Consider the following 19,045-nt stretch of genomic DNA (forward strand, 5'->3'; position numbering starts at 1 on the left):
TTTTGTCCTCCAGGGTCTAAAGACCCGCTTGGATGTCTTCCCAGAGCTGAAGCTGCTTGGCGTCCGATTCCGGGCTGGCCGGTACGAAGAAGGTCGTGCCGTCCATCAGGGCGATCGGATCCTCGTAGCCCAGTGTCTTGAGAGTCTCGGGGTCGACGAGATCGAACGACTTCCGGTTGCCGTGACCGTAGCCATAGGTCTCGATCAGAAATTTGCCGGACTCAGGCGAGAGCCAGGCGTCGATGAAGTCGTAGACGAGACCTTCGTCAGCTTCCGAACCGGTCATGTAGGTCAGGCCGCAGGCCCAGCCGAACGGACCTTCCTTCGGCGCGGCAAAAGCCACGGGCACGCCCTGCTCGATCAGGTTCACCAGCGCTTCGTTCCAGGCGTAGCCCGCAAAGCACTCTCCGGTGGCGATGGCCTGCTCCATGTCGGTTTGGCTTTCCCAGTAGAAGCGCACGAGCGGACGTTGGGCGCGCGCGAGATCGCCGGCTTCGGCGAGTTGCGCATCGGTTGGCTCGAACACGTCGTAGCCCAGGATCTTCAGCGCGATCGACAGGTTCACGAACGTGCCGCGGGCGCAGATGCGTCCGGCGAACTGCTCGTCGAACAGCATCATCCAGGTCTCTTCACCGTCGTACATATCGGTGCGGTAGATGATCGAGCTCAGGCCGAAGTCGGTCAGGATCATGTAGACGTCGTTGTCGATCACCGCGCCCGTCATGTCGTGGAGCGACGGGAACATGTCGTCCCAGTAGCTGACGCGGCTGGTGTCGATTGGCTGGATGACGCCGGCGGCCTGCCATTTCGGCGCATCGTCGACGCACGGATGCGACAGATCGGTCTGGAAGCCGGCGCGGATCTTCTGCAGGCCATCCTCGGCCGAGGCGAAGACCGACCAGCCCGGCGAACTGCCGTGCTCGTCGATATAGGGCTGGTGCAGCTCCGGCACCTCATAGCCCGACCAGGTGAAGTAGTTGAGATCGGAGCCGGCGGCCCGGGCCGAACCCGGCACCATTGATGTGGCGACGGGTGCCAGACCCGCGACCATGGACGCCTGCATGAACTGCCGGCGGTTGATCCGCCCATGGATCAGCTGGTTCTGCAGCTTCTCCACATTCGGCTTCTTGAGGAAATACACTGTCTTCTTGCTCCCGGTTGTTGGCACCTTGCGGCGGCACGCACCGCCGTGGTCACAGCCTCCGCCTTATCCGCGGCGGAGATGACAAAAAGTAAACCGATGTTGTTGTGGTTCACAAATCACCTTTGTGCCCGGCCTTGCCTCGCCCGGCCCGCTTCGTCATGGTGGTGCGCGGTTCGCAGCTTGGGGATAAGTCGATATGAACGACTCAAAGGACGTCACCGTTACCGAACGAGCCGACGCGAAGTTTCTCACGATCATCTACGGCCTCTACCTTGCCGGCCTGATCTTCTGGATCACCGCGCTGATCGGGCTGGTGATGGCTTATGTGACCAGCGGAAACGCGCCGGCATGGCAACAAAGCCATTATCGCTTTCAGATTCGTACCTTCTGGATCGCGCTCTTGTTCGGTCTGATCTCGGCGCTTCTGAGCTTCATCTTCATCTTCATCGGTTTCATCACCGGCGCGCTGACCACGATCTGGTTCATCGTTCGCTGTGTGAAGGGGCTGATGTGGCTCGGTCAAGACAGGGAGGTGCCCGATCCCGCTGTTGTCGAGCAGATCGCTGCCCAGCTCCAGGGCCAGGCGATCGGCGCTGTCAACATCGGGATCTTCGACATTGATGCCAGGTTTCGTCTCAAGCGGGTCTCGACCGAGACGTTCTTGAAGCTGCTGAGCCAAGGCCACGAGTTCTGCAAGGTGCTCTATAACTGGGATGTCGCCGAGGTGCCCTACGGGCAGGGCGACTGGGCCGACGTGCCCTGTCCGATTGATCCCAGCACCGGCCGCGTGTTTCCGTTCGCCGAGGGCGAGGCCATGGGCTTCGCGGTGACCGCGGGCTTCGAATACGAGTACTTCATTCTGGATGAGACACCCGCCCAGCGTGCGCGAGAAAGGCTACAACGGCCTTCGATCCTGGCAGCCCGGCAATCATACCTACTCGCTGGTTCCGGCGATCGCCCACGACTTCTTCGCCGGGATCGAGGACACCATGCGACCACTCGGAATCGGCCTTGATTCGGTCCATACCGAGCAAGGGCCGGGCTGTGTCGAGACCCCGCTCAAGCCCGCCGAGGGGATGGTCGCCGCCGACAACGCTGGTCTCTTCAAGGCCTTCACCAAGGCCTATTGCGAACGCCAGGGCCTGATGGCGACCTTCATGGCCAAGTGGTCGAACGAGACGAATGGCCAGTCGGGCCATACACATGTCTCACTCCAGACGGCTGACGGCGGGCACGCCTTCTTCGACTCTGACCAGCCCTACGGCATGTCGCAGCTGCTGCGTCACTTCGTCGGCGGTCTGGTCTCGATCCTGCCCGAGACCGTTGCCATGTGCAGCCATACGGCAAACGCCTATCGGCGCATGGTGCCGGGCATCTGGGCGCCGCTCTCGGCCACTTGGGGTGTGCAGAACCGAACCTGCGCCGTGCGTGTCATTCCCGGATCGCCAGGTGCCACGCGCGTCGAGTTCCGTGTGCCCGCGGCCGATGCCAATCCACATCTCGTGCTCGCCCAGTGCCTCGGTGCCGGCCTGTGGGGCATCGAGAATGCCATCGAGCTGCCCGCGCCGGTCGACGGCGAATCACGCCCCGACGAGGCACCCGCGGAGGCACGCTTTCCCCGCGATCTCGCCGAGGCAGCCGATCGGTTCGATACATCGGAGCGGGCCAGGGCGCTGTTCGGCGATTCCTTTGTCGACTGGTTCGTCTTCACCCGGCGGTACGAGGCAGACGTCTTCGCCCGCCACGTCGGTGACCTCGACCGCAAACGCTACTTCGACGTCTACTAGTGCGTGAATCTGCTCCAGGTTTCTGCCACGGCGAAGAGTTCGCTGGTTCCTTCAACACCGCGAAAGCTGTGCGGCCCGAGTGAGACGAGACCAGCTGACGTGCCGCCGACCTCGTCGGCGAACGAACGCGATGTCAGGATCCGTCGGTCGAGGGTCGAGCAGAGCGCTTCCATCCGGGGGTACCTCGTTGACGGCAGGCCCCAGGACCGTGAAGTGGTGCCGACCGGCTGTACGACGTGCTCGGTTCTGCTGTTCTGATAGAACCCCTCGAAGATAGGCCAGCACGTGCAATTCTGCGGATCGGTCAGGTCGCGTCGAACCATGTCCAATGTCTTGGCGTCGACGATGGGCTTCAGCGGGCTGTTGAGCCAGTTGTCGAGCTGGTTGTTGCTTTAGGGGTTTGGTTCGACACTGATACTCTCGTCGCGCGTCCATATGTGGCCGACGGATTCGATGACCGGATGAAGGGTGCGCGTCACGATGTTGACGCGCATGATCGGCAGACCGGCCGCTTCGGCCTGTTCGCAGAAGCCGCTGAGCATGGTCTCGATCGGCGTTTGCAGAAGGCCCTGTTCGACGGGCCAAGCGGAGATTGCGTGAATGCCGTGGTCAGCGGCCACGTGGTTCCGGTCAGTCTTTGCGCAGAAGTCGGATCAGGCGAGCTCGACCCAGGTCGCGAGCGGGCCCTTGTCGCCTTCACGCCAGCGCACCCGAACGCGCTGATTCGGCTCCAGACGGACAACACCCGTCTTGGGCAGCACACGACCCGGCACGAAGATGTCGCGACCGCCGTCATCGGGCGTGACAAAGCCGAAGCCCTTGTTGGTGTCGAAGAACTTCACTATGCCTTCGGTTTCGTGTTCCTCGCCGCCACGGTCATAACTGCCGCGATCGCGGTCGAAGCCGCCGCGATGGCCACCGCCGAACGGCGGCTGCTCGGCCGTCGAGATGTCGACGCGATGAATGCGCGTCACCTGCAGTCCACGTTCGGCCCGCCCGATGTCGCATTCTACGGTCGCACCATTGGGCAGATCGGAAACGCCGGCCTGCGAAACGACGGAGGCATGGACAAAGACATCGGGCTCGTTCGGCGTCACCTGAACGAAACCGAAGCCCTTCGTCGTGTTGAACCACTTGACGGTCGCTGTCACGTGGGTGCGTTCGTCTGGCGAACCCAATCCGTAATAGTCAGACATCCAACTCCGGACTCCATACGCTCGACAGCGGCACTGGTCGAGTCGAACAACGCAAGGTACCAACCTAGGGAACGCCACCGTCCGCCAAAGACCAAGTACGGACACCTGCCGCGTGGCGCTGCTCCCCATTGTCAAATCATCGTGACCCAATCTGCGACACAGACAAGCGAAATCTTCTTGAATGCCGTGATCCTGAAGGTCACTGCGGTCTTGCGCATGACGTGCTTTGGAATGGCGACCGCGGCCAATTGTAACAGCGGCGCTTACACTGTCGTCCCTAATCCCCTTGATTCATGTGCCCATTCGCTCCCGGCGCTACATACCGAAGGTGTGTAAGACTGTGGTTGTCAGAGTCCCGATGCCTTGATCTCGCGTGTTCGTCTTGCAACGAATTCATCGATTGCCTGCGCGACGGAAAGGCCGATTGCAGGTTCTTCATGGTCGGCCAGAAGCTGTTTCCAGACCCGATTCGCATTCTCGGCCGTTGTCGTGCTGCAGGCCTCGCGCCAGGTTTCGAAGTTCCGGCCGTCGGCCACGAGCGGCTGGCAGAAGGCCGTTTCGTAACATTCCAGTGCGCGCGCGGCACCGAAGTAATGGCCACCCGGCGCGACCTCGGCCATCGCGCTGAGACCCATCGCGTCGTCGTCGTCGACCGCCGGTGGCGTGACGAAGGCCTGCATCATCTCGGCGTCCGGGATGAATTTCTCATGGCTTGCCGTGAGGCCGCCTTCGATCCAGCCCGCACCCTTCCAGATCGTGACGTCTGGTTTCTGTCATGATCGCTCTCCTCAGGCCGTGATCCATTCCCGGAGGAACGGCATGTCGGGATCGGTGTTGGTGTCGAGTTCGCGTGTATAGCGATGACCGGCGTGGACCGCGTGCACCATGCCACCCGGGACTTCGCAGTCGCCGATGCGCGAAAGGTCCGGCGCGGCGTGCTCGGCAAGCGCCCGGTAGAGTCCGTCGTCGGCGAGGCGCGGTGACGAGCACCAGCGTGTCGCAGGCATGCGCGGCCTGTCGATCGGTAAAGACGCAGCTCAGCGTCAGGCCGCCCGCGTCGGCCTGTGTGATCGTCCGGTCGGCAGGGATGGTAACGCCTGCCTCGATCAGGTGAACCTGGATGAAGTGCTACTCGTTGGTCATCACCGTCCGGATCGAGGCCCGGCCCTCGGGCGTGATGTAGGTGACGTCATGGCCGGCGGTCGCGCCGCGCCTGTCAGGTCCAGCACGCCCCGCCGCACGAGGCCCGCCATGCGGTCGGGGCCGGTGTAGCGCCCGACGCTGACCACCGGCTTCGAGATCAGCGTCTCGACGAAGGCGGTGAAGGGCTCCTGGAAACCCTCGTCGCTGAAGCGCGTGCTTTTGGAATCTTGGTCGACATCGCTGACATTGACGTCCCAGAGGTCTGGCAGCTCTGCAAGCATGGCGATGATTTCGGGCGCCTCGCCGTTGTGGGTGAGGCTGGCACTGCCCATGAGTTCGTCGACCGAGAGGCGGACGGCAACAGCCACGGTGTCGCCCACCGTCCCTTGGTTCCCTTGATCATCTCGTGTAGCAGGCGGACCCGGTTCTCGGGGCTGCCGCCGTATTCGTCGGTCCGGGTGTTGGCGTGCCGGGCGGTGTCCACCTGTCAGCGCCGCAGGTTGCGGATGTCGTCCTTCAGGTGCTCATCAACGATCCCGGGCCCGATGCGGTCGCTGCGATCACCGCAGTCTCGACCGCCTGAATCGCACCGCCTTCGACGAACCGGTCGAAAGCCTGCTGCGTTTTCTGCAATGGCGCGGCCAGATCGGTAATGATGCCGATATCGACGGTGCTGTCGCCGTGCTCTCGGACCTCGTCGTCATGGCCGTGTTCCACCAGCAGCTCGCCCACGAAAACCCGCTCAGCTGGGCGAATCGCGGCTGAAGCGGCATGTTGCCACTATTGGCCGGCTTGCAGATTGTCAGGGCGCGTTCTGATAGGCTCGCTGAACAGCCGGGAGCAGGACGTGTTTTTCGAGGGGAATCAACGGCTTAAGGCACAGGTGTGGATCGACGCCCAAGTCCGGCGCTGCAATCTGCAGGCGCTGCCGTTCTATGTCGTCCGACGTGGCGATCCGGACGCCGGCATGATCCTCATCAAGCTGATTCGAGGACCAGACAGGGTTCTCATCTTGTCACCGGCACGCGATGAGCAGGGCCGCCCGGCCTGGCAGAGACCGCTGGGTGAGGGGGAAGTGCCTGATTCTGATGGCGAATCCTGGCTGAGCCGGCAGATCGACTACGATCCCGACCTCTGGATCGTCGAAATCGAGGATGTGGCGGCCGCCTGGTGGCCCGACGAGCCGATTCTCTGAATATCAGTCCCGGTCGCATGGCCGAATCGTATCGATCCAGCCTGCGAGGTCGTGACCGCCATGGCCGAGCTCTTCGGCGCGGGCCATCAGCGCATCAAGGCTCTCAGGCGTCGACACGTCCGGCCCAGCTCTGGGCCATGACCTGCCTCGGGCCGCCGCGCCGGGCTTCGAGTGTTGCGCCGACCTCGTCGTTGAAGGCTCGGCTTTCGATCGCGACATTCGCGCTACGGGTTGCCAGCGCGTCAGCCTTTCCGGGCTGCGATCCCAGACGGTGACGGCGAAACCGGTGTCGAGCAGGCGGGCGGCGAGCGCACGGCCCATGTTGCCCAGGCTGATGACAGCGACGCGGGCGTCTGGCATCGGCCGGGCCCTTCAGCCCGGTGTCAGGTTGAAACCCGTCAACACCATCCCGTCGGGCGTGAACACCATGGTGGCACCAGGCTCGGCCGCCTCCAGGGTGAAGTCGTCGCGTTCGAAGCGCAGGCCGCCCTGGCTGAACACCCAGGTCATGCCGCTGGTATCCGCCAGCGAGGCCCGGGCCGCACTTGTCTGGTCATGTGCCAGAAAGAGCGGTACGAAGAGCGTGCCCGGCACGTCGATCACCTTGCCGTCGAGCGGCACCGGCAGAATGTCGCCCGAGCGGACCTTGAAGAGCAGCGAGGTCGCCTCGTCGATCGTGATGGTGCGCGGTTCGACGAAGACTTGGGCGCGCCAGGGAATGCCGTCGGTCACCAGCAGGCTGCCGTCGCCGTTGTCGCTGAAGCCGAGCGGGCCATTGCCCGCGATCTCGGCGGGATCGCCCAGCAGCGCGGAGACCGGCGAGTCGGGATCGCTGTTCGTATCGGGCACCGCGATCGTGGCGTTGGTGTCGATATCGAGATCGTCCACTGCGGCTGCCTTGGGCTCGGCGACGTCGGGCTCCGGCGCGGCTTCCTCCGCCGTCCCGGTCGCGAGACCGATGATCCAGGGCGAGACCGTGCCGGTCGGGGTGCGGCCCCGGTCGGTCTCGAAGGCTTCGATGGCGGCGCGCGAGCGGCTTCCCATAAGACCGTCGTCGGGCCCGGGTTCGTACCCCCGGGCCGCGAGATGACTCTGCACGGCGGCGATCTCGTCGGCGGTCTGGGCCAGCGCGGGCGCGCCGAGCACGAGGCCTGTGGCAAGGAGCAGGGCGGAGAGGAACGAACGTGTCACGGCGGTCACCGAGCGTAGGCTGTGGCGCACCGTCATGCCGGAGGTCAGGCGGAGGGTCCAGCCTCGGCCTGCCGTTGCCTCGCTTCCCAGAGGTCGTCGCGGGTCACCGGTATGGCGTCCCGCTCGCGTCCCACCTGCAGGTGAAGCACCGCGTTCGAGCCGTGGCGGAACACTCCGGCGGCGGCGGCGAGATAGGGCTCCCACATGCGGCAGAAGCGTTCGTTCATCATCGCGGCGGCCTCGTCGCGATGTTCGGCGAAGCGCTCAGCCCAGTGCTGCAGGGTCAGCGCGTCGTGCAGGCGCAACACCTCGGCATCGAACATGGCGTCACTTGTCATGAACAATGGGCGCTTGTCTTCCTTGCAGAGTGGAGCTATAACGCTTCTGAGCTACATCAATCGAGGCTAAAAATGGCGACTGAAGTGCGCGACGCTGTTCCTGAAAAGGAGAATGATGATCTTGACTTCAAAAAAGAAGAAGATGATGAGCTTCACGTCGAATATGACATAGCCAATTATCCATCCGACTACACACTCAGTGTCATTCATGAGATGTGGAAGAATGACGATATTGAAATACCTGAGTTTCAACGCAACTTTGTTTGGACAATTAAGCAGTCATCTCTACTAATCGAATCGTTCCTGAAGGGATTACCAGTCCCTCAGCTATTCTTTTACATTGATGATCAGCATAAGAATCTCGTGATTGATGGTCAGCAGAGAGTAATGAGTATTGTCTATTTTCTGGAAGGGTATTTTGGTCCAGAGAACCAGACGGGGAGAAGGCAGGTCTTCAGGCTAACAGGATTGGATGAAACAAGCCCTTATCATAGGAAAACGTTCGCTGATCTATCTGAATCTCTGCAGCGCAAGTTCAAATCTCGGGTTCTACGTGTCGTAAATATTCGTCAAATGAAACCGGAAGGTAAGAACACGAGTATGTTTCATATCTTCGAAAGACTAAACACTGGTGGCACTCCTCTTCGACCTCAGGAAATTCGTAACTGTGTTTTTTCTGGAGATATTGTTGATCGACTCAAGGAGCTCAATGAGGACAAGAATTGGAGAAATGTTATCGGAAAGGCCAACATAGATAAACATCAACGAGATGTTGAGATGGTGTTGCGTGTTTTGGCGCTTGCTGATGGTCACATGAACTATCAAAAGCCAATGAAAGAGTTTTTGAACAAGTATATGGATTCTAACAGAAATGGCACGAGTAAAGAGTTTCGGAAACTCCACAAAGATTTCTTGTGTGTTACAGAAATTCTTGATGAGCATGGCGGTAAACGTGTTTTCCATGTTCACGGCCCAATTAACCGAGCTGCCATGGACTGCATATTTGCTTCGATGTTAATTCATTTGGACAGAAGAGAGGATTGGAGTAAGCTGTCAAGTCAGATTGAACAGCTATACAAAAATGAAGAATTTCGATCTTGTATTTTCTCTAATACAAGTGACCCAAATATAGTAAAAAAACGAATGGAAATTGCCTTGGAGTGCATCGGGGCTGAATAATGTCATATGAGGAAAAAATTTAGGCTTGCTGATGACTCTCTCCTTCATCTTTATGGTCTAATAGATTTGATCGATGATGAGCTTATCAAGCGAAACTACTTGGGGTTCATCTCTGTCTCGGCAGTGACTGCTTGCGAGTTGGCAATAAAGGAGATCTTTTACGAGTTCGGGGACGATGAGAGCGAATTACTAGGAACGGTCACTCGAAACATATTCCATAAGATAAATGGTCGAATTGCGCCCAATCATTTATATAATCATATTTCATGCTTCGGTAAAAAATATGTGGACATATTCAAAGAGAGGCTTCGCTCAACAAATGAGAAGACGCTTCAAGAGTCAGGTGTTAATATAATAGAAAGCTATAAATCATTGGTTGACTGCCGAAATCGTTTCGTACATGAAGGTGAAATACTTGACACTATTACCTACGATGAACTAAAGAGATCTTATGATTCAGGAAAATCGGTTGTTCACTGCCTTTCGGATTCAATGGTGCGATAGCATTCTGATCAATGGCTCGCCGCCGTCGCCGCCTTGTCGTCGAGCAGGCGGAAGGAGTTGAAGCGTTCCAGGGAGAAAGCCTTGATCAGGTCGGGCGTCTCGTCCCTGGCGATCAGTTCGGCGTTGGTTTTGCCGCAGACCGGGGTGGCCTTGAAGCCCCAGGTGCCCCAGCCGGCGTCGAGGTAGTAGTTGCGGACCTCGGACTTGCCCATGATCGGTGAGTAGTCGGGCGTCATGTCGGTCATGCCGGCCCATTGACGCAGGATCTTGGTTTCGGCGAGGAACGGGAAGAGTTCCAGGGTGCCGACCATCCAGGCTTCCTTCATCTCCAGCGTCGAGCGGGTGTTGTAGAGCGTGTAGGGATCGCTGCCCCCGCCGATCACCACCTCGCCGCGCGCAGTCTGACTCAAATAGACGTGGTGCTGGGTGCTCGAGATCAGCGGATCAAGGAAGGGTTTCACGGGCAGGCTGACGCCGGCCTGCAGCGGGAAGGTCTTGATCGGCAGCTTGATGCCGGCCAAACGCGCGATCTCGCCCGACATGCCGGCGACGCACTGGATCACCTGGCCCGCCTTGATCGTGCCGCGGTTGGTGTGGACCTCGCTGACCTTGCGGCTGCCGTTGTTGCCTGCGAAGCCGAAGCCGGTGACCTCGGTCTTCTGGTGGATCTCGACGCCGCGCTGCCAGGCGCCTGAGCCGTAACCCCAGGCGACCGCGTCATGGCGCGCGATCGAGCCCGGGTGATGGACCAGCGCGCCCTGGATCGGGAAGCGGGTGTTCTCAGAAAGACCGAGGAAGGGCACCAGCTTGCGCAGTGCCTCCCGGTCGACCAGGTCCGAGGCGATGCCGAAGTGGCGGCTGACCTCGTTGCGCCAGCGCATCGACCGCACCTGGGCGTCGGTGTGGGCGAGCGTGATCTGGGCGCGTTCGGAGAGCATCAGGTTGAGATCGAAGTCGTGCGCCAGGTCGCGGTAGAGCTGGACCGAGGTATCGTAGAAGCGCACGCCGTCGGGCGTCAGGTAGTTCGAGCGGATCACCATGGTGTTCCGCCCGGTGTTGCCCGAGCCGATGTAGTTCTTCTCCAGCACCGCGACATTCGTGATGTCCCAGTCCTTGGCGAGGTAGTAGGCGGTGGCGAGCCCGTGGCCGCCACCGCCGACAATGACGACATCGTAAGAGGGCTTGAGCTCGGCCGGTGTCGGCAGGGCGCGGGGCGGGGTGCCGTCCTTGCGGAGGCCCAGCCGAAGCAGAGAGAACACCATGCGGTCAAACGTCCGTCACAGGAGAAGATTGAGATAACGCCATCGTGGGCGGTTGGCAATCGGCCCTGATCCCACATCACGTCGGTGCGGGAACGGTTGCGGTGATTGCCACCGCTGTTACGCTCATTGTGATGACGTCTGGGGAGGCGGTCTTGGCACGACACGATCAGCAACAGGTAGACGAACGCATCGACGAGGTGCTGGTCCTGATCGGCGAACGCTTCGCCGGTGACGCCAGCAAGGTGCAGTGTTTTGCCCGCAGCTACTTTGCCGATGTCATCGCCGAGGACATCGAGGGCGAATCGACCGAGAACCTCTACGGTGCCGTCGCCTCGCTCTGGCAGTTCATGCGCCAGCGCAAGGAAGGAGGACCGAAGGTCCGCGTCTACAACCCCAATCTCGAGCAGGACGGCTGGCAATCGACCCATACGGCGATCGAGATCGTCAACGACGACATGCCGTTCCTCGTCGATTCCGTGGTCGCCGCGCTCAACCGCATGGACATCTCCGTCCTGCTCCTGATCCACCCCATCATCAACCTCAACCGCGACGACGCGGGCACCATCGCCACGATCTACAAGCGCGGTGCGGGCGGCGAGGGCATGACTGCCGAATCGGTGTTGCATGTCGAGATCACGCAACAGCCCGAGGACCCGCGCCACGACGAGATCAAAGCGCGGCTCCACGAGGTACTGGGCAATGTGCGGGCCTCGGTCGAGGACTGGCCCGGGATGATTGCCAAGCTCGACGAGCAGATCGCCGCGCTGAAAGACAACCCGCCGCCGATTGATGCCGAGGACCTGGCCGAGTGTCTCGATTTCCTGCAGTGGCTCCGGGACAACCACTTCACCTTCCTGGGCCACCGCGAGTACCGCTTCGAACGGCGTGACGAGAAGGTCTTCGCCCAGATCGTCGACGATGGGAACATGGGCATCCTGCGCGCTGTGACCGATGAGAGCCGGGCGCGCCACGCTGATGCCCTGCCCGATCACTTCGCTGAGTACATCGACCGCAAGGAGCTCTTCATCATCTCCAAGGCATGGACCCGGTCCGACGTCCACCGCCCGGTCTACATGGACTACATCGGCGTCCGCCTGTTCGACGACGACGGTACGGTGATCGGCGAGCGCCGCTTCCTGGGACTCCTGACCTCGACCGCCTACAGCGCGGTGCCGTCCCACATCCCGCTGCTGCGCCGCAAGTTCAAGACGGTGGTCGAGCGCGCCGGCTTCTCGCCCGGCAGCCACAACGACAAGGCGCTCGAGCACATCCTCGACACTTTACCGCGCGACGAGCTGTTCCAGATGGATACCGACACGCTGGAGCGTATTGCGCACGGCATTCTTCACATGGAGCATCGCCAGCGCATCCGGCTGTTCATGCGTTCGGACAACTACGGCGAGTTCGTCTCCTGCCTCGTCTTCGTGCCGCGCGATCGCTACACGACCGACCTGCGCGACCGCATCAAGCAGATCCTGATGGAGGAGCTCGGCGGCGACTCGGTCGACGTCAACACGCAGCTCTCCGACGCGCCCATGGCGCGGGCCCACTACATCGTCCACACGCCGGGTGGTCAGCGCCGGGACCGCCGCGTGCGCGACCTGGAGCAGCGCCTGGTCGTGGCCTCGCGCAGCTGGAACGATGACTTCCACGATGCGTTGATGGAAGAATTCGGCGAGGGCCAGGGCAGCACGCTGTTCCACCGCTTCGCCCATGCGATCCCGGCGAACTACAGGGACCACTTGAGCCCACGGCTGGCGGTCGCCGATGTCGAGCGCATGGAGCGCACGGTCACCGACGGCATCGCCATGAACCTCTACCGTCGGGTTGATGCCGACGACCACTCGCTGAACTTCAAGGTCTACCATGCCGGAAACCCCGTGCCGCTGTCGATCATCATGCCGATGCTGGAACACATGGGCCTCGTGGTGATTGAGGAGACGCCCTACGAGGTTGCGCTCAAGGACGAGACGGCGGTCTGGATTCACGACTTCCACTGCCACCAGGAGTATGACTGGGAGGTCGATGTCCCGGCGGTACGCAAGCGGTTCCACGACACCTTCCGCCAAGTCTGGGCGGGCGAGATCGAGAACGACGATTTCAATGATCTCGTGCTCGCCGGCCTCGACTGGCGCCAGGTCGTGGTGCTGCGCGCCTATGCCAAGTACATGAACCAGGCCAATGTGCCGTTCAGCCAGAGCTACATCAAGCGCACCTTGGCCGCGAACCCGACCATCGCCAAGCTGCTGATCGATCTCTTCATCGTGCGTTTCGATCCGGACAACCAGGACGGCATGGCCGAGCGCTCGGATGCGATCCGTGCCGAGATCACCGAGGCGCTCAACCAGGTCGTCTCGCTCGATGAGGATCGCATCCTGCGCCGCTATCTCAACCTGATCGAGGCGACGCTCCGCACCAACTTCTTCCAGCTCCGCGAGGACGGCAGGCCCAAGGCCTATGTCTCCTTCAAGTTCGACAGCCAGGCGATCGAGGAGCTGCCCGATCCCCGGCCGTGGCGCGAGATCTTCGTCTATTCGTCGCGGGTCGAGGCCGTGCACTTGCGCGGCGGTCCGGTCGCGCGCGGCGGCATCCGCTGGTCTGACCGGCTGGAGGACTTCCGCACCGAGGTGCTCGGTCTCGTGAAGGCTCAGATGGTCAAGAATGCGGTGATCGTGCCGGTCGGCTCCAAGGGCGGATTCGTGGTCAAGAAGCCGCCCTTGGAAGGCGGGCGCGAAGCGTTCCAGGCCGAAGGCATCGACTGTTACAAGACCTTCATGTCGGGCATGCTCGACATCACCGACAACATCGTCGGCGGTGAGATCGTCCAGCGCGAGCGGGTCGTGCGCCACGACGGCGATGATCCCTATCTCGTCGTCGCTGCCGACAAGGGCACGGCGACCTTCTCGGATATCGCCAACGGCATCGCACGCGACTACGGCCACTGGCTCGATGATGCCTTCGCCTCCGGCGGTTCGGCCGGCTACGACCACAAGGCCATGGGCATTACCGCCAAGGGCGCATGGGAAGCGGTCAAGCGTCACTTCCGCGAGATGGGCAAGGACATCCAGAACGAGGACTTCACCGTCGTCGGTGTCGGTGACATGGGCGGCGACGTCTTCGGCAACGGCATGCTGCTCTCCGAGCACATCCGGCTGCTCGGAGCCTTCAACCATCTTCACATCTTCTGTGATCCCGATCCCGATGCTGCGGCGAGTTATGTCGAACGAGCGCGCCTGTTCGAACTGCCGCGCTCGACCTGGATCGACTACAATGCCGATCTCATCAGCGAGGGTGGCGCGATCTACGAACGCAGCGCCAAGTCGCTAGAGCTCACGCCCCAGATCAAGAAATGCTTCGGCATCAAGGCCGATCACGTCACGCCCAATGAGCTGATCAACGCCATGCTCAAGACCGACGTCGAGCTCCTGTGGAACGGCGGCATTGGCACCTACATCAAGGCGTCCGACGAGACCCATGCCGAGGTCGGCGACCGGGCCAACGACAGCCTGCGCGTCGACGGCAGGCAAGTCGGCGCCAAGGTCTTTGGCGAGGGCGGCAATCTGGGCGCGACCCAGGCCGGCCGGATCGAGTTCGCGCTGGCCGGCGGGCGCATCAACACCGACGCGATCGACAATTCCGCGGGCGTCGACTGCTCGGACCACGAGGTCAACATCAAGATCCTGCTGGGCGATGTGGTCGAGGCCGGCGACATGACGGTCAAGCAGCGCGACCGCCTGCTCGAGGAGATGACCGACGAGGTCAGCGATCTCGTGCTGCGCGACAATTATCTGCAGACCCAGGCGCTGACGATCCTGGAGAACAACGCCGACATTCGCGGTGACGAGCAGATCCGCTTCATGCGTGCGGTCGAACAGTCGGGCCTGCTCGACCGTCGTATCGAGGGCCTGCCCGACGACGAGGAGCTGGCCGACTGGCGCACCCGGGGCCGCCGCTTCACCCGGCCCGAACTTTCGGTGCTGCTGGCCTACGCCAAGATGGATCTCTATCCGGCGCTGCTCGAGTCCGACCTGCCGGACGATCCTGATCTGCAGGCCGATCTCGTGCGCTACTTCCCGGTCCCGCTGCAGGAGGGTTTCCGCGACCGGATCATGAACCACCGCCTGCGGCGCGAGATCGCGGCGACTCTCACGACGAACTCCATCGTCAACCGGGCGGGCATCAGCTTCATCCGCCGCCTGGCCGAGGAGTCCGGTTACGACTTCGCCGATATTGCCCGCTCCTACACGGTGGCTCGCGACGCCTTCGCCCTGCGCGACGTCTGGCTCGCGATCGAGGCGCTCGACAACCAGGTGCCGACCACCGTGCAGACCGCGATGCTCGAAGAGACCATACTGCTGATCGAGCGCGTGACCGGCTGGATGCTGCGCCACCGCAGTCAGCCCATGGCGATCGGCGATACCGTCAGCGCCTTCCGGCCTGCCGTCATGGTGTTGCAGGACAGGCTGCCCGAGCTGGTCAGCACGTCGCGTCGACAATCCATGCAGCGCGCCGCCAAGCGCTACGAGAAGGAAGGCGTGCCCGCCGACATTGCGGCCCAGGTTGCCAGCCTGCGTACGCTGGCCGCGGTCTGCGACGTGATCGCTACCGCCGAGACGCTCTCGATCGGCGTCATCGACGTCGCCACTGTCTTCTTCGACGTCGGCGAGGAGCTCGGCACCGACTGGCTGCGCGACATGCTGGTCCGACTCGCCATCGAGGACCGCTGGGACCGCCTGGCCCAGCAGGCCCTGATCGAAGAGAGTTTCCAGCAGCAGCGTTCCATCGCCGCGGCCGTCCTCCAGGCCAACCGCGAAGGACCGGCCGACAAGGCCACCGCCGCCTGGATCTCAACCAACAAGGCGCGTGTCACGCGCGCTCGCAATGTCATCACCGACCTGCAGAGCACCAATACCCCGGTCGACCTCGCCATGGCCTCGGTCGCCAGCCGCGCGCTGCGCGGCCTGGCGGGGTAACGCTTTCGGCTCGTCAGAGGGGCTTCAGGTCGATCGGGCCGTCGTGCTCGGCGCAGGTGTGGGTCGCGGACGTGCCGCCCAGGTGCATGAGCAGCACCTTCGCGCCCGTCGCCGAGGCCTGGGCCTTGACCGTCTCGCAGAGCGTTTCGCCCAACTTGGCGACGTCACCTTCGAGAGGCTTGACAGCGATGCTGACCGCCAGGGCTTTGAGATCCATGGTGTCGGAATCCTCGCCGGTTGTTTTGGCAATGGCCTTCATGAAGAGGGCCGGATTGTTCATCAGTGCGGCGCCGACGATGCGTTTGACTTGGCGCGTGGCCTTGTCGAGTCGATGACGGGATCGGCACTGAGCTCACGCGACGCGGCGATCACCGCCTCAGGGTTCGCGTTGGTCCAGGCCTCCCGACCATCGTGTGGTCTGGTCTGCACGGTGCCGGCCGGCATGAGCAGGATCTCGCTCGGGACGTTGCCGGCCTCGAGCTCGGTCGCGGCGACGGCCAGGCCCATGTGGTCGGGCACGGTCCTTGCAAACGCGAGCTGCAGGTCGATCGTTCGTTCGGTCATCGCGGTCCGGTTCTGTCGCCGGCATTGCGCCGGCCGTCGAGATGGCTGACCCTATGACCCGATTACAACCGATGTGACCCGGACAGGTGTCCGGGGGATGAGAGCGAAGATGGCCTACGTCAGGCCGGCGCACAGAGCCGACGCCTTCAACTGTCCCTACTGCGGTACTTATGCCGTGATGCACTGGCGCTACCACATTGGGACGGCCCGGGAGGATGGTTGTGAACAAGCTAAGGTGTTTTGGCTCCCGATCGAGGAGCCTGACTTCGACAATCTCCAGGATCTAGAGACCTCGACCTGCAATCGGTGCAAAGGAATCGCTGTCTGGCACAACGGCGAGATGGTCGAGCCGCTCGGCGTCTCTGCACCGCCCGCCCATAGGTCGTTGCCGGCTGATTGCCGGGATGACTATGCCGAGGCCCGAGCGATCCTTGAGCGATCGCCGAAGGGTGCCGCCGCGATGCTTCGTCTGGTGGTGCAGAAGCTCTGTGTGCATCTCGGCGAAGAAGGCAAGAACATCAATCACGACATCGGCGAGCTGGTGAAGAAGGGTCTGCCCGAAGAGATCCAGATGGCGCTCGATACGGTGCGGGTGGTCGGGAACGATTCCGTCCATCCCGGCCAGATCGATGTACGCGACACGCCGGAGGTGTGCGCCCGGCTTTTCGAGCTCGTGAACTTCATCGTGCAGCGCATGATACACGAGCCGGCCGAGATCGCGCGGATCTACGGCGCGCTGCCGCCCGACAAGCGCGCCGGCATCAAGGGCCGAGACGGCAAATCCTGACCCCCGTCAAAATTGCCCCTAGAGGGCGATGAATACCTCCCCCGGCACCCATACAGCCCGCCCCTCCGAATCGTTTAAACCCCGTTTAACGCGCAATCCTGGGCGTGTTTGGGTACGCTCCGGTTGCTCCGCGGGCGGTCCGATGCCCTCATCTCACGCCGAGGGGCCGGTGTCCCCCTGTCAAGGACGTGAGGAGCAGGCCCGGCGGTCCGGCGTCGGGCCTTTCTTGCGAACGGCGCCAGGCCAGCGTGCCACGCCGGCGCTTCTCCAGCTCCCGGGACTTGTCCACCTCGAAGGCCGTCACGCCGCGCCAGCCGTCCGGCGCGACATCCATGACAACCGTGAGGCGGGCGTCCTGGCCGGGAACGGTCCAGTGCGCGACGTGGTGACGCCGAAGCGTCATCTCGCCGCTGCGTTCCTCCCAGACCCACCATATCTCGTCGGGCTGGCGGATCGTGTCGGCGATGACACGGATGAACTTCTGGCGTCCGCGCTTGTCGACCTTGTAGGGCCCGCCCGGGAAGAGGCGGAAGAAGGCGTCGGTGATCACGACCGGCTCGCCGATGACGTCCGTGAAGACGACGGGCTTTCCGGGCGCGGCACCGAACTCTTCCAGGAAGGCACCGACGTACTCGGCGTCGGACAGTCCCGAGGCGGGCATGATCCGCGAGGCCGGCACCGGCGGCGGGCCCGATATCGGCGGCGGAGTCAGACCGTCCATGTGACGAAGACCGACGTTGTAGGCGAAGCCGGGATCGATGCCCTTCGGGATGCGCCGGACCTGGCCGGTGCGCCGGTTCTTCCATGCCCATCAACTCGCGGACCTGGCCTTGGCTCACCTTGAAGCCGATCGGAACCAGCTTCGCCAGAGAGTCGGAGACGCGGACGATGTCGATCGACTCCGCCCGGCTTATACGGATCTTCGGGTAGGCCTTCTGCGGACCACGGTTGAGGTCGATGATCGGCCGGACCAGGTCGCGGTTGAGCGTGGCGCAGAGCTGCTTGCAGTCACTGCGCTCGATGTTGGCGCGGACGTCGTTGTGTACGTCGCCCAGAGCACGGGAGCCGGAGTCACCGACGTCGGTCGTCAGCGTTTGCCCCAGGACAGCCTTCGAGATCAGGCTGTCGATGTAGCCGATGAGCTTCTCGTAGATATCGGCATTGGCGCCCGCGCGCCGAACCGTTCGGCATGGACTTCGCCATTGCTGAAGGCGGTCTCAGCCTCACGTTGGGTGGCGGTCAGCTCCCGCTCGAGATCGGCGGTGTTCTCGACCGGGCGCATGCCGCGCCGTCCACCGCCCCAGCTTGTCTTGAGCATGACCGGATAGCCGACGCCAGCGACCAACGTTGCGGTCTTCGCCATGTCTTCGGGCAGGGCGCCGGTCGCCGGCACCGTGGCGACATCCGCTTCGGCAGCCTCCTCGCGCGCGGCGACCTTGCTGCCGGAGCAGGCCCATGGTCTCCGGCTTCGGTCCGACCCGGATCATGCCCGCGGCGATGACCTCCTCGGCGAAATCGGGGTTCTCAGACAGGAAGCCGTAGACCGGGTGCACCGCATCGGTTTCGGCGGCGACCCGCAGCATCTCCTCAATGGCAAGGCAGGCCCGCACCGGTCCAAGGCCTTGCCCGACCAGATAGCTCTCGTCGGTCTTGAACCGGTGCAGGGCCAGCTTGTCCTCGGCCGAATGGACCGCGATTGTCCGGATGCCGAGTTCGTTGGCAGCCCGCATCACGCGGATGGCGATCTCGCCGCGGTTGGCGGCGATGAAGGCGTTTTATGGT

At 62.4% G+C, this 19,045-nt stretch carries 19 protein-coding genes and 3 pseudogenes; 6 read left to right on the forward strand and 16 right to left on the reverse strand.

Translation table 11 applies throughout. The features are described from left to right. Nucleotides 1-16: 16 nt before the first annotated feature. Nucleotides 17-1,141: an extracellular solute-binding protein gene (locus GDA49_00735; protein ID MBC6438949.1), complete on the reverse strand. Its 1,125-nt coding sequence runs from the start codon at nucleotides 1,139-1,141 to the stop codon at nucleotides 17-19. A gap of 884 nt (nucleotides 1,142-2,025) precedes the next feature. Here GDA49_00735 and GDA49_00740 point away from each other — a divergent pair. Then, nucleotides 2,026-2,931 (forward strand): hypothetical protein, encoded by a 906-nt coding sequence (locus GDA49_00740; GenBank protein ID MBC6438950.1) that lies wholly within the window; start codon nucleotides 2,026-2,028, stop codon nucleotides 2,929-2,931. Nucleotides 2,932-3,323: 392 nt separating this feature from the next. Here the strand turns inward: GDA49_00740 and GDA49_00745 are convergent, their stop codons facing one another. The 6 genes and pseudogenes from GDA49_00745 to GDA49_00770 form a co-directional block, all read right to left on the reverse strand. Then, the gene (locus tag GDA49_00745; protein MBC6438951.1) at nucleotides 3,324-3,551 is read right to left on the reverse strand and encodes a hypothetical protein; all 228 of its coding nucleotides are present in this window, start codon (nucleotides 3,549-3,551) and stop codon (nucleotides 3,324-3,326) included. Nucleotides 3,552-3,584: 33 nt separating this feature from the next. Then, nucleotides 3,585-4,127, reverse strand: coding sequence for a cold shock domain-containing protein (locus tag GDA49_00750; GenBank protein ID MBC6438952.1), 543 nt, complete (start codon nucleotides 4,125-4,127; stop codon nucleotides 3,585-3,587). 347 nt (nucleotides 4,128-4,474) lie between these two features. After that, nucleotides 4,475-4,882 (reverse strand): trimethylamine methyltransferase family protein, encoded by a 408-nt coding sequence (locus tag GDA49_00755; GenBank protein MBC6438953.1) that lies wholly within the window; start codon nucleotides 4,880-4,882, stop codon nucleotides 4,475-4,477. Nucleotides 4,883-4,915: 33 nt separating this feature from the next. Then, nucleotides 4,916-5,134 carry a hypothetical protein gene (locus GDA49_00760; protein MBC6438954.1) on the reverse strand — a complete coding sequence of 73 codons (219 nt, stop codon included), beginning with the start codon at nucleotides 5,132-5,134 and terminating at the stop codon, nucleotides 4,916-4,918. Nucleotides 5,135-5,269: 135 nt separating this feature from the next. Beyond that, nucleotides 5,270-5,673, reverse strand: a pseudogene (locus GDA49_00765) (hypothetical protein). A 113-nt stretch (nucleotides 5,674-5,786) separates the two neighbouring features. After that, a complete protein-coding gene (locus GDA49_00770; GenBank protein MBC6438955.1) occupies nucleotides 5,787-6,002 on the reverse strand; it encodes a hypothetical protein in 216 nt (71 codons plus the stop codon). Between the two features lie 115 nt (nucleotides 6,003-6,117). Between GDA49_00770 and GDA49_00775 the strand changes: the two genes are divergently transcribed. Beyond that, nucleotides 6,118-6,465 carry a DUF1491 family protein gene (locus GDA49_00775; GenBank protein ID MBC6438956.1) on the forward strand — a complete coding sequence of 116 codons (348 nt, stop codon included), beginning with the start codon at nucleotides 6,118-6,120 and terminating at the stop codon, nucleotides 6,463-6,465. Between the two features lie 3 nt (nucleotides 6,466-6,468). On the opposite strand, the gene GDA49_00780 is transcribed toward GDA49_00775, so the two are convergent. The 3 genes from GDA49_00780 to GDA49_00790 are packed head-to-tail and all read right to left on the reverse strand — an operon-like array spanning nucleotide 6,469 to nucleotide 7,994. Then, complete coding sequence (locus tag GDA49_00780; GenBank protein MBC6438957.1) at nucleotides 6,469-6,825, reverse strand: NAD(P)-binding domain-containing protein; 357 nt, start codon at nucleotides 6,823-6,825, stop codon at nucleotides 6,469-6,471. A 12-nt stretch (nucleotides 6,826-6,837) separates the two neighbouring features. Further along, nucleotides 6,838-7,656 carry a peptidoglycan-binding protein gene (locus GDA49_00785; protein MBC6438958.1) on the reverse strand — a complete coding sequence of 273 codons (819 nt, stop codon included), beginning with the start codon at nucleotides 7,654-7,656 and terminating at the stop codon, nucleotides 6,838-6,840. 44 nt (nucleotides 7,657-7,700) lie between these two features. Next, nucleotides 7,701-7,994: a class I SAM-dependent methyltransferase gene (locus GDA49_00790; protein ID MBC6438959.1), complete on the reverse strand. Its 294-nt coding sequence runs from the start codon at nucleotides 7,992-7,994 to the stop codon at nucleotides 7,701-7,703. Nucleotides 7,995-8,066: 72 nt separating this feature from the next. Between GDA49_00790 and GDA49_00795 the strand changes: the two genes are divergently transcribed. Both GDA49_00795 and GDA49_00800 read left to right on the forward strand, forming a co-directional pair. After that, nucleotides 8,067-9,173, forward strand: a complete 1,107-nt coding sequence (locus tag GDA49_00795) for a DUF262 domain-containing protein (GenBank protein ID MBC6438960.1) — start codon at nucleotides 8,067-8,069, stop codon at nucleotides 9,171-9,173. Nucleotides 9,174-9,179: 6 nt separating this feature from the next. Then, nucleotides 9,180-9,677, forward strand: coding sequence for a hypothetical protein (locus GDA49_00800; GenBank protein MBC6438961.1), 498 nt, complete (start codon nucleotides 9,180-9,182; stop codon nucleotides 9,675-9,677). Nucleotides 9,678-9,685: 8 nt separating this feature from the next. Here GDA49_00800 and GDA49_00805 read toward each other — a convergent pair whose 3' ends face one another. Beyond that, nucleotides 9,686-10,939 carry an FAD-dependent oxidoreductase gene (locus GDA49_00805; protein ID MBC6438962.1) on the reverse strand — a complete coding sequence of 418 codons (1,254 nt, stop codon included), beginning with the start codon at nucleotides 10,937-10,939 and terminating at the stop codon, nucleotides 9,686-9,688. Between the two features lie 131 nt (nucleotides 10,940-11,070). Here GDA49_00805 and GDA49_00810 point away from each other — a divergent pair, with 131 nt between their 5' ends. After that, complete coding sequence (locus GDA49_00810; protein ID MBC6438963.1) at nucleotides 11,071-15,912, forward strand: NAD-glutamate dehydrogenase; 4,842 nt, start codon at nucleotides 11,071-11,073, stop codon at nucleotides 15,910-15,912. Between the two features lie 13 nt (nucleotides 15,913-15,925). Here GDA49_00810 and GDA49_00815 read toward each other — a convergent pair whose 3' ends face one another. Both GDA49_00815 and GDA49_00820 read right to left on the reverse strand, forming a co-directional pair. Beyond that, a complete protein-coding gene (locus tag GDA49_00815) occupies nucleotides 15,926-16,192 on the reverse strand; it encodes a hypothetical protein (GenBank protein ID MBC6438964.1) in 267 nt (88 codons plus the stop codon). Beyond that, a complete protein-coding gene (locus GDA49_00820; GenBank protein MBC6438965.1) occupies nucleotides 16,192-16,476 on the reverse strand; it encodes a hypothetical protein in 285 nt (94 codons plus the stop codon). The genes GDA49_00815 and GDA49_00820 overlap by 1 nt, the downstream gene beginning before the upstream one ends. A 109-nt stretch (nucleotides 16,477-16,585) precedes the next feature. Between GDA49_00820 and GDA49_00825 the strand changes: the two genes are divergently transcribed. After that, on the forward strand, nucleotides 16,586-17,263 hold the full coding sequence (locus GDA49_00825; GenBank protein MBC6438966.1) for a DUF4145 domain-containing protein: 678 nt from the start codon (nucleotides 16,586-16,588) through the stop codon (nucleotides 17,261-17,263). A gap of 148 nt (nucleotides 17,264-17,411) precedes the next feature. Here the strand turns inward: GDA49_00825 and GDA49_00830 are convergent, their stop codons facing one another. The 3 genes and pseudogenes from GDA49_00830 to GDA49_00840 all read right to left on the reverse strand — a co-directional run bounded on the left by GDA49_00830 (nucleotide 17,412) and on the right by GDA49_00840 (nucleotide 18,993). Beyond that, nucleotides 17,412-17,984: a hypothetical protein gene (locus tag GDA49_00830; GenBank protein MBC6438967.1), complete on the reverse strand. Its 573-nt coding sequence runs from the start codon at nucleotides 17,982-17,984 to the stop codon at nucleotides 17,412-17,414. Between the two features lie 34 nt (nucleotides 17,985-18,018). Continuing rightward, nucleotides 18,019-18,417 (reverse strand): annotated as a pseudogene (locus GDA49_00835) (DUF935 family protein). Then, a pseudogene (locus GDA49_00840) lies at nucleotides 18,381-18,993 on the reverse strand (hypothetical protein). Before GDA49_00840 ends, GDA49_00835 begins: the two co-directional pseudogenes overlap by 37 nt. Nucleotides 18,994-19,045 lie beyond the last annotated feature (52 nt).

The organism is Rhodospirillales bacterium, from assembly GCA_014323865.1.
Taxonomy (GTDB): domain Bacteria; phylum Pseudomonadota; class Alphaproteobacteria; order SP197; family SP197; genus SP197.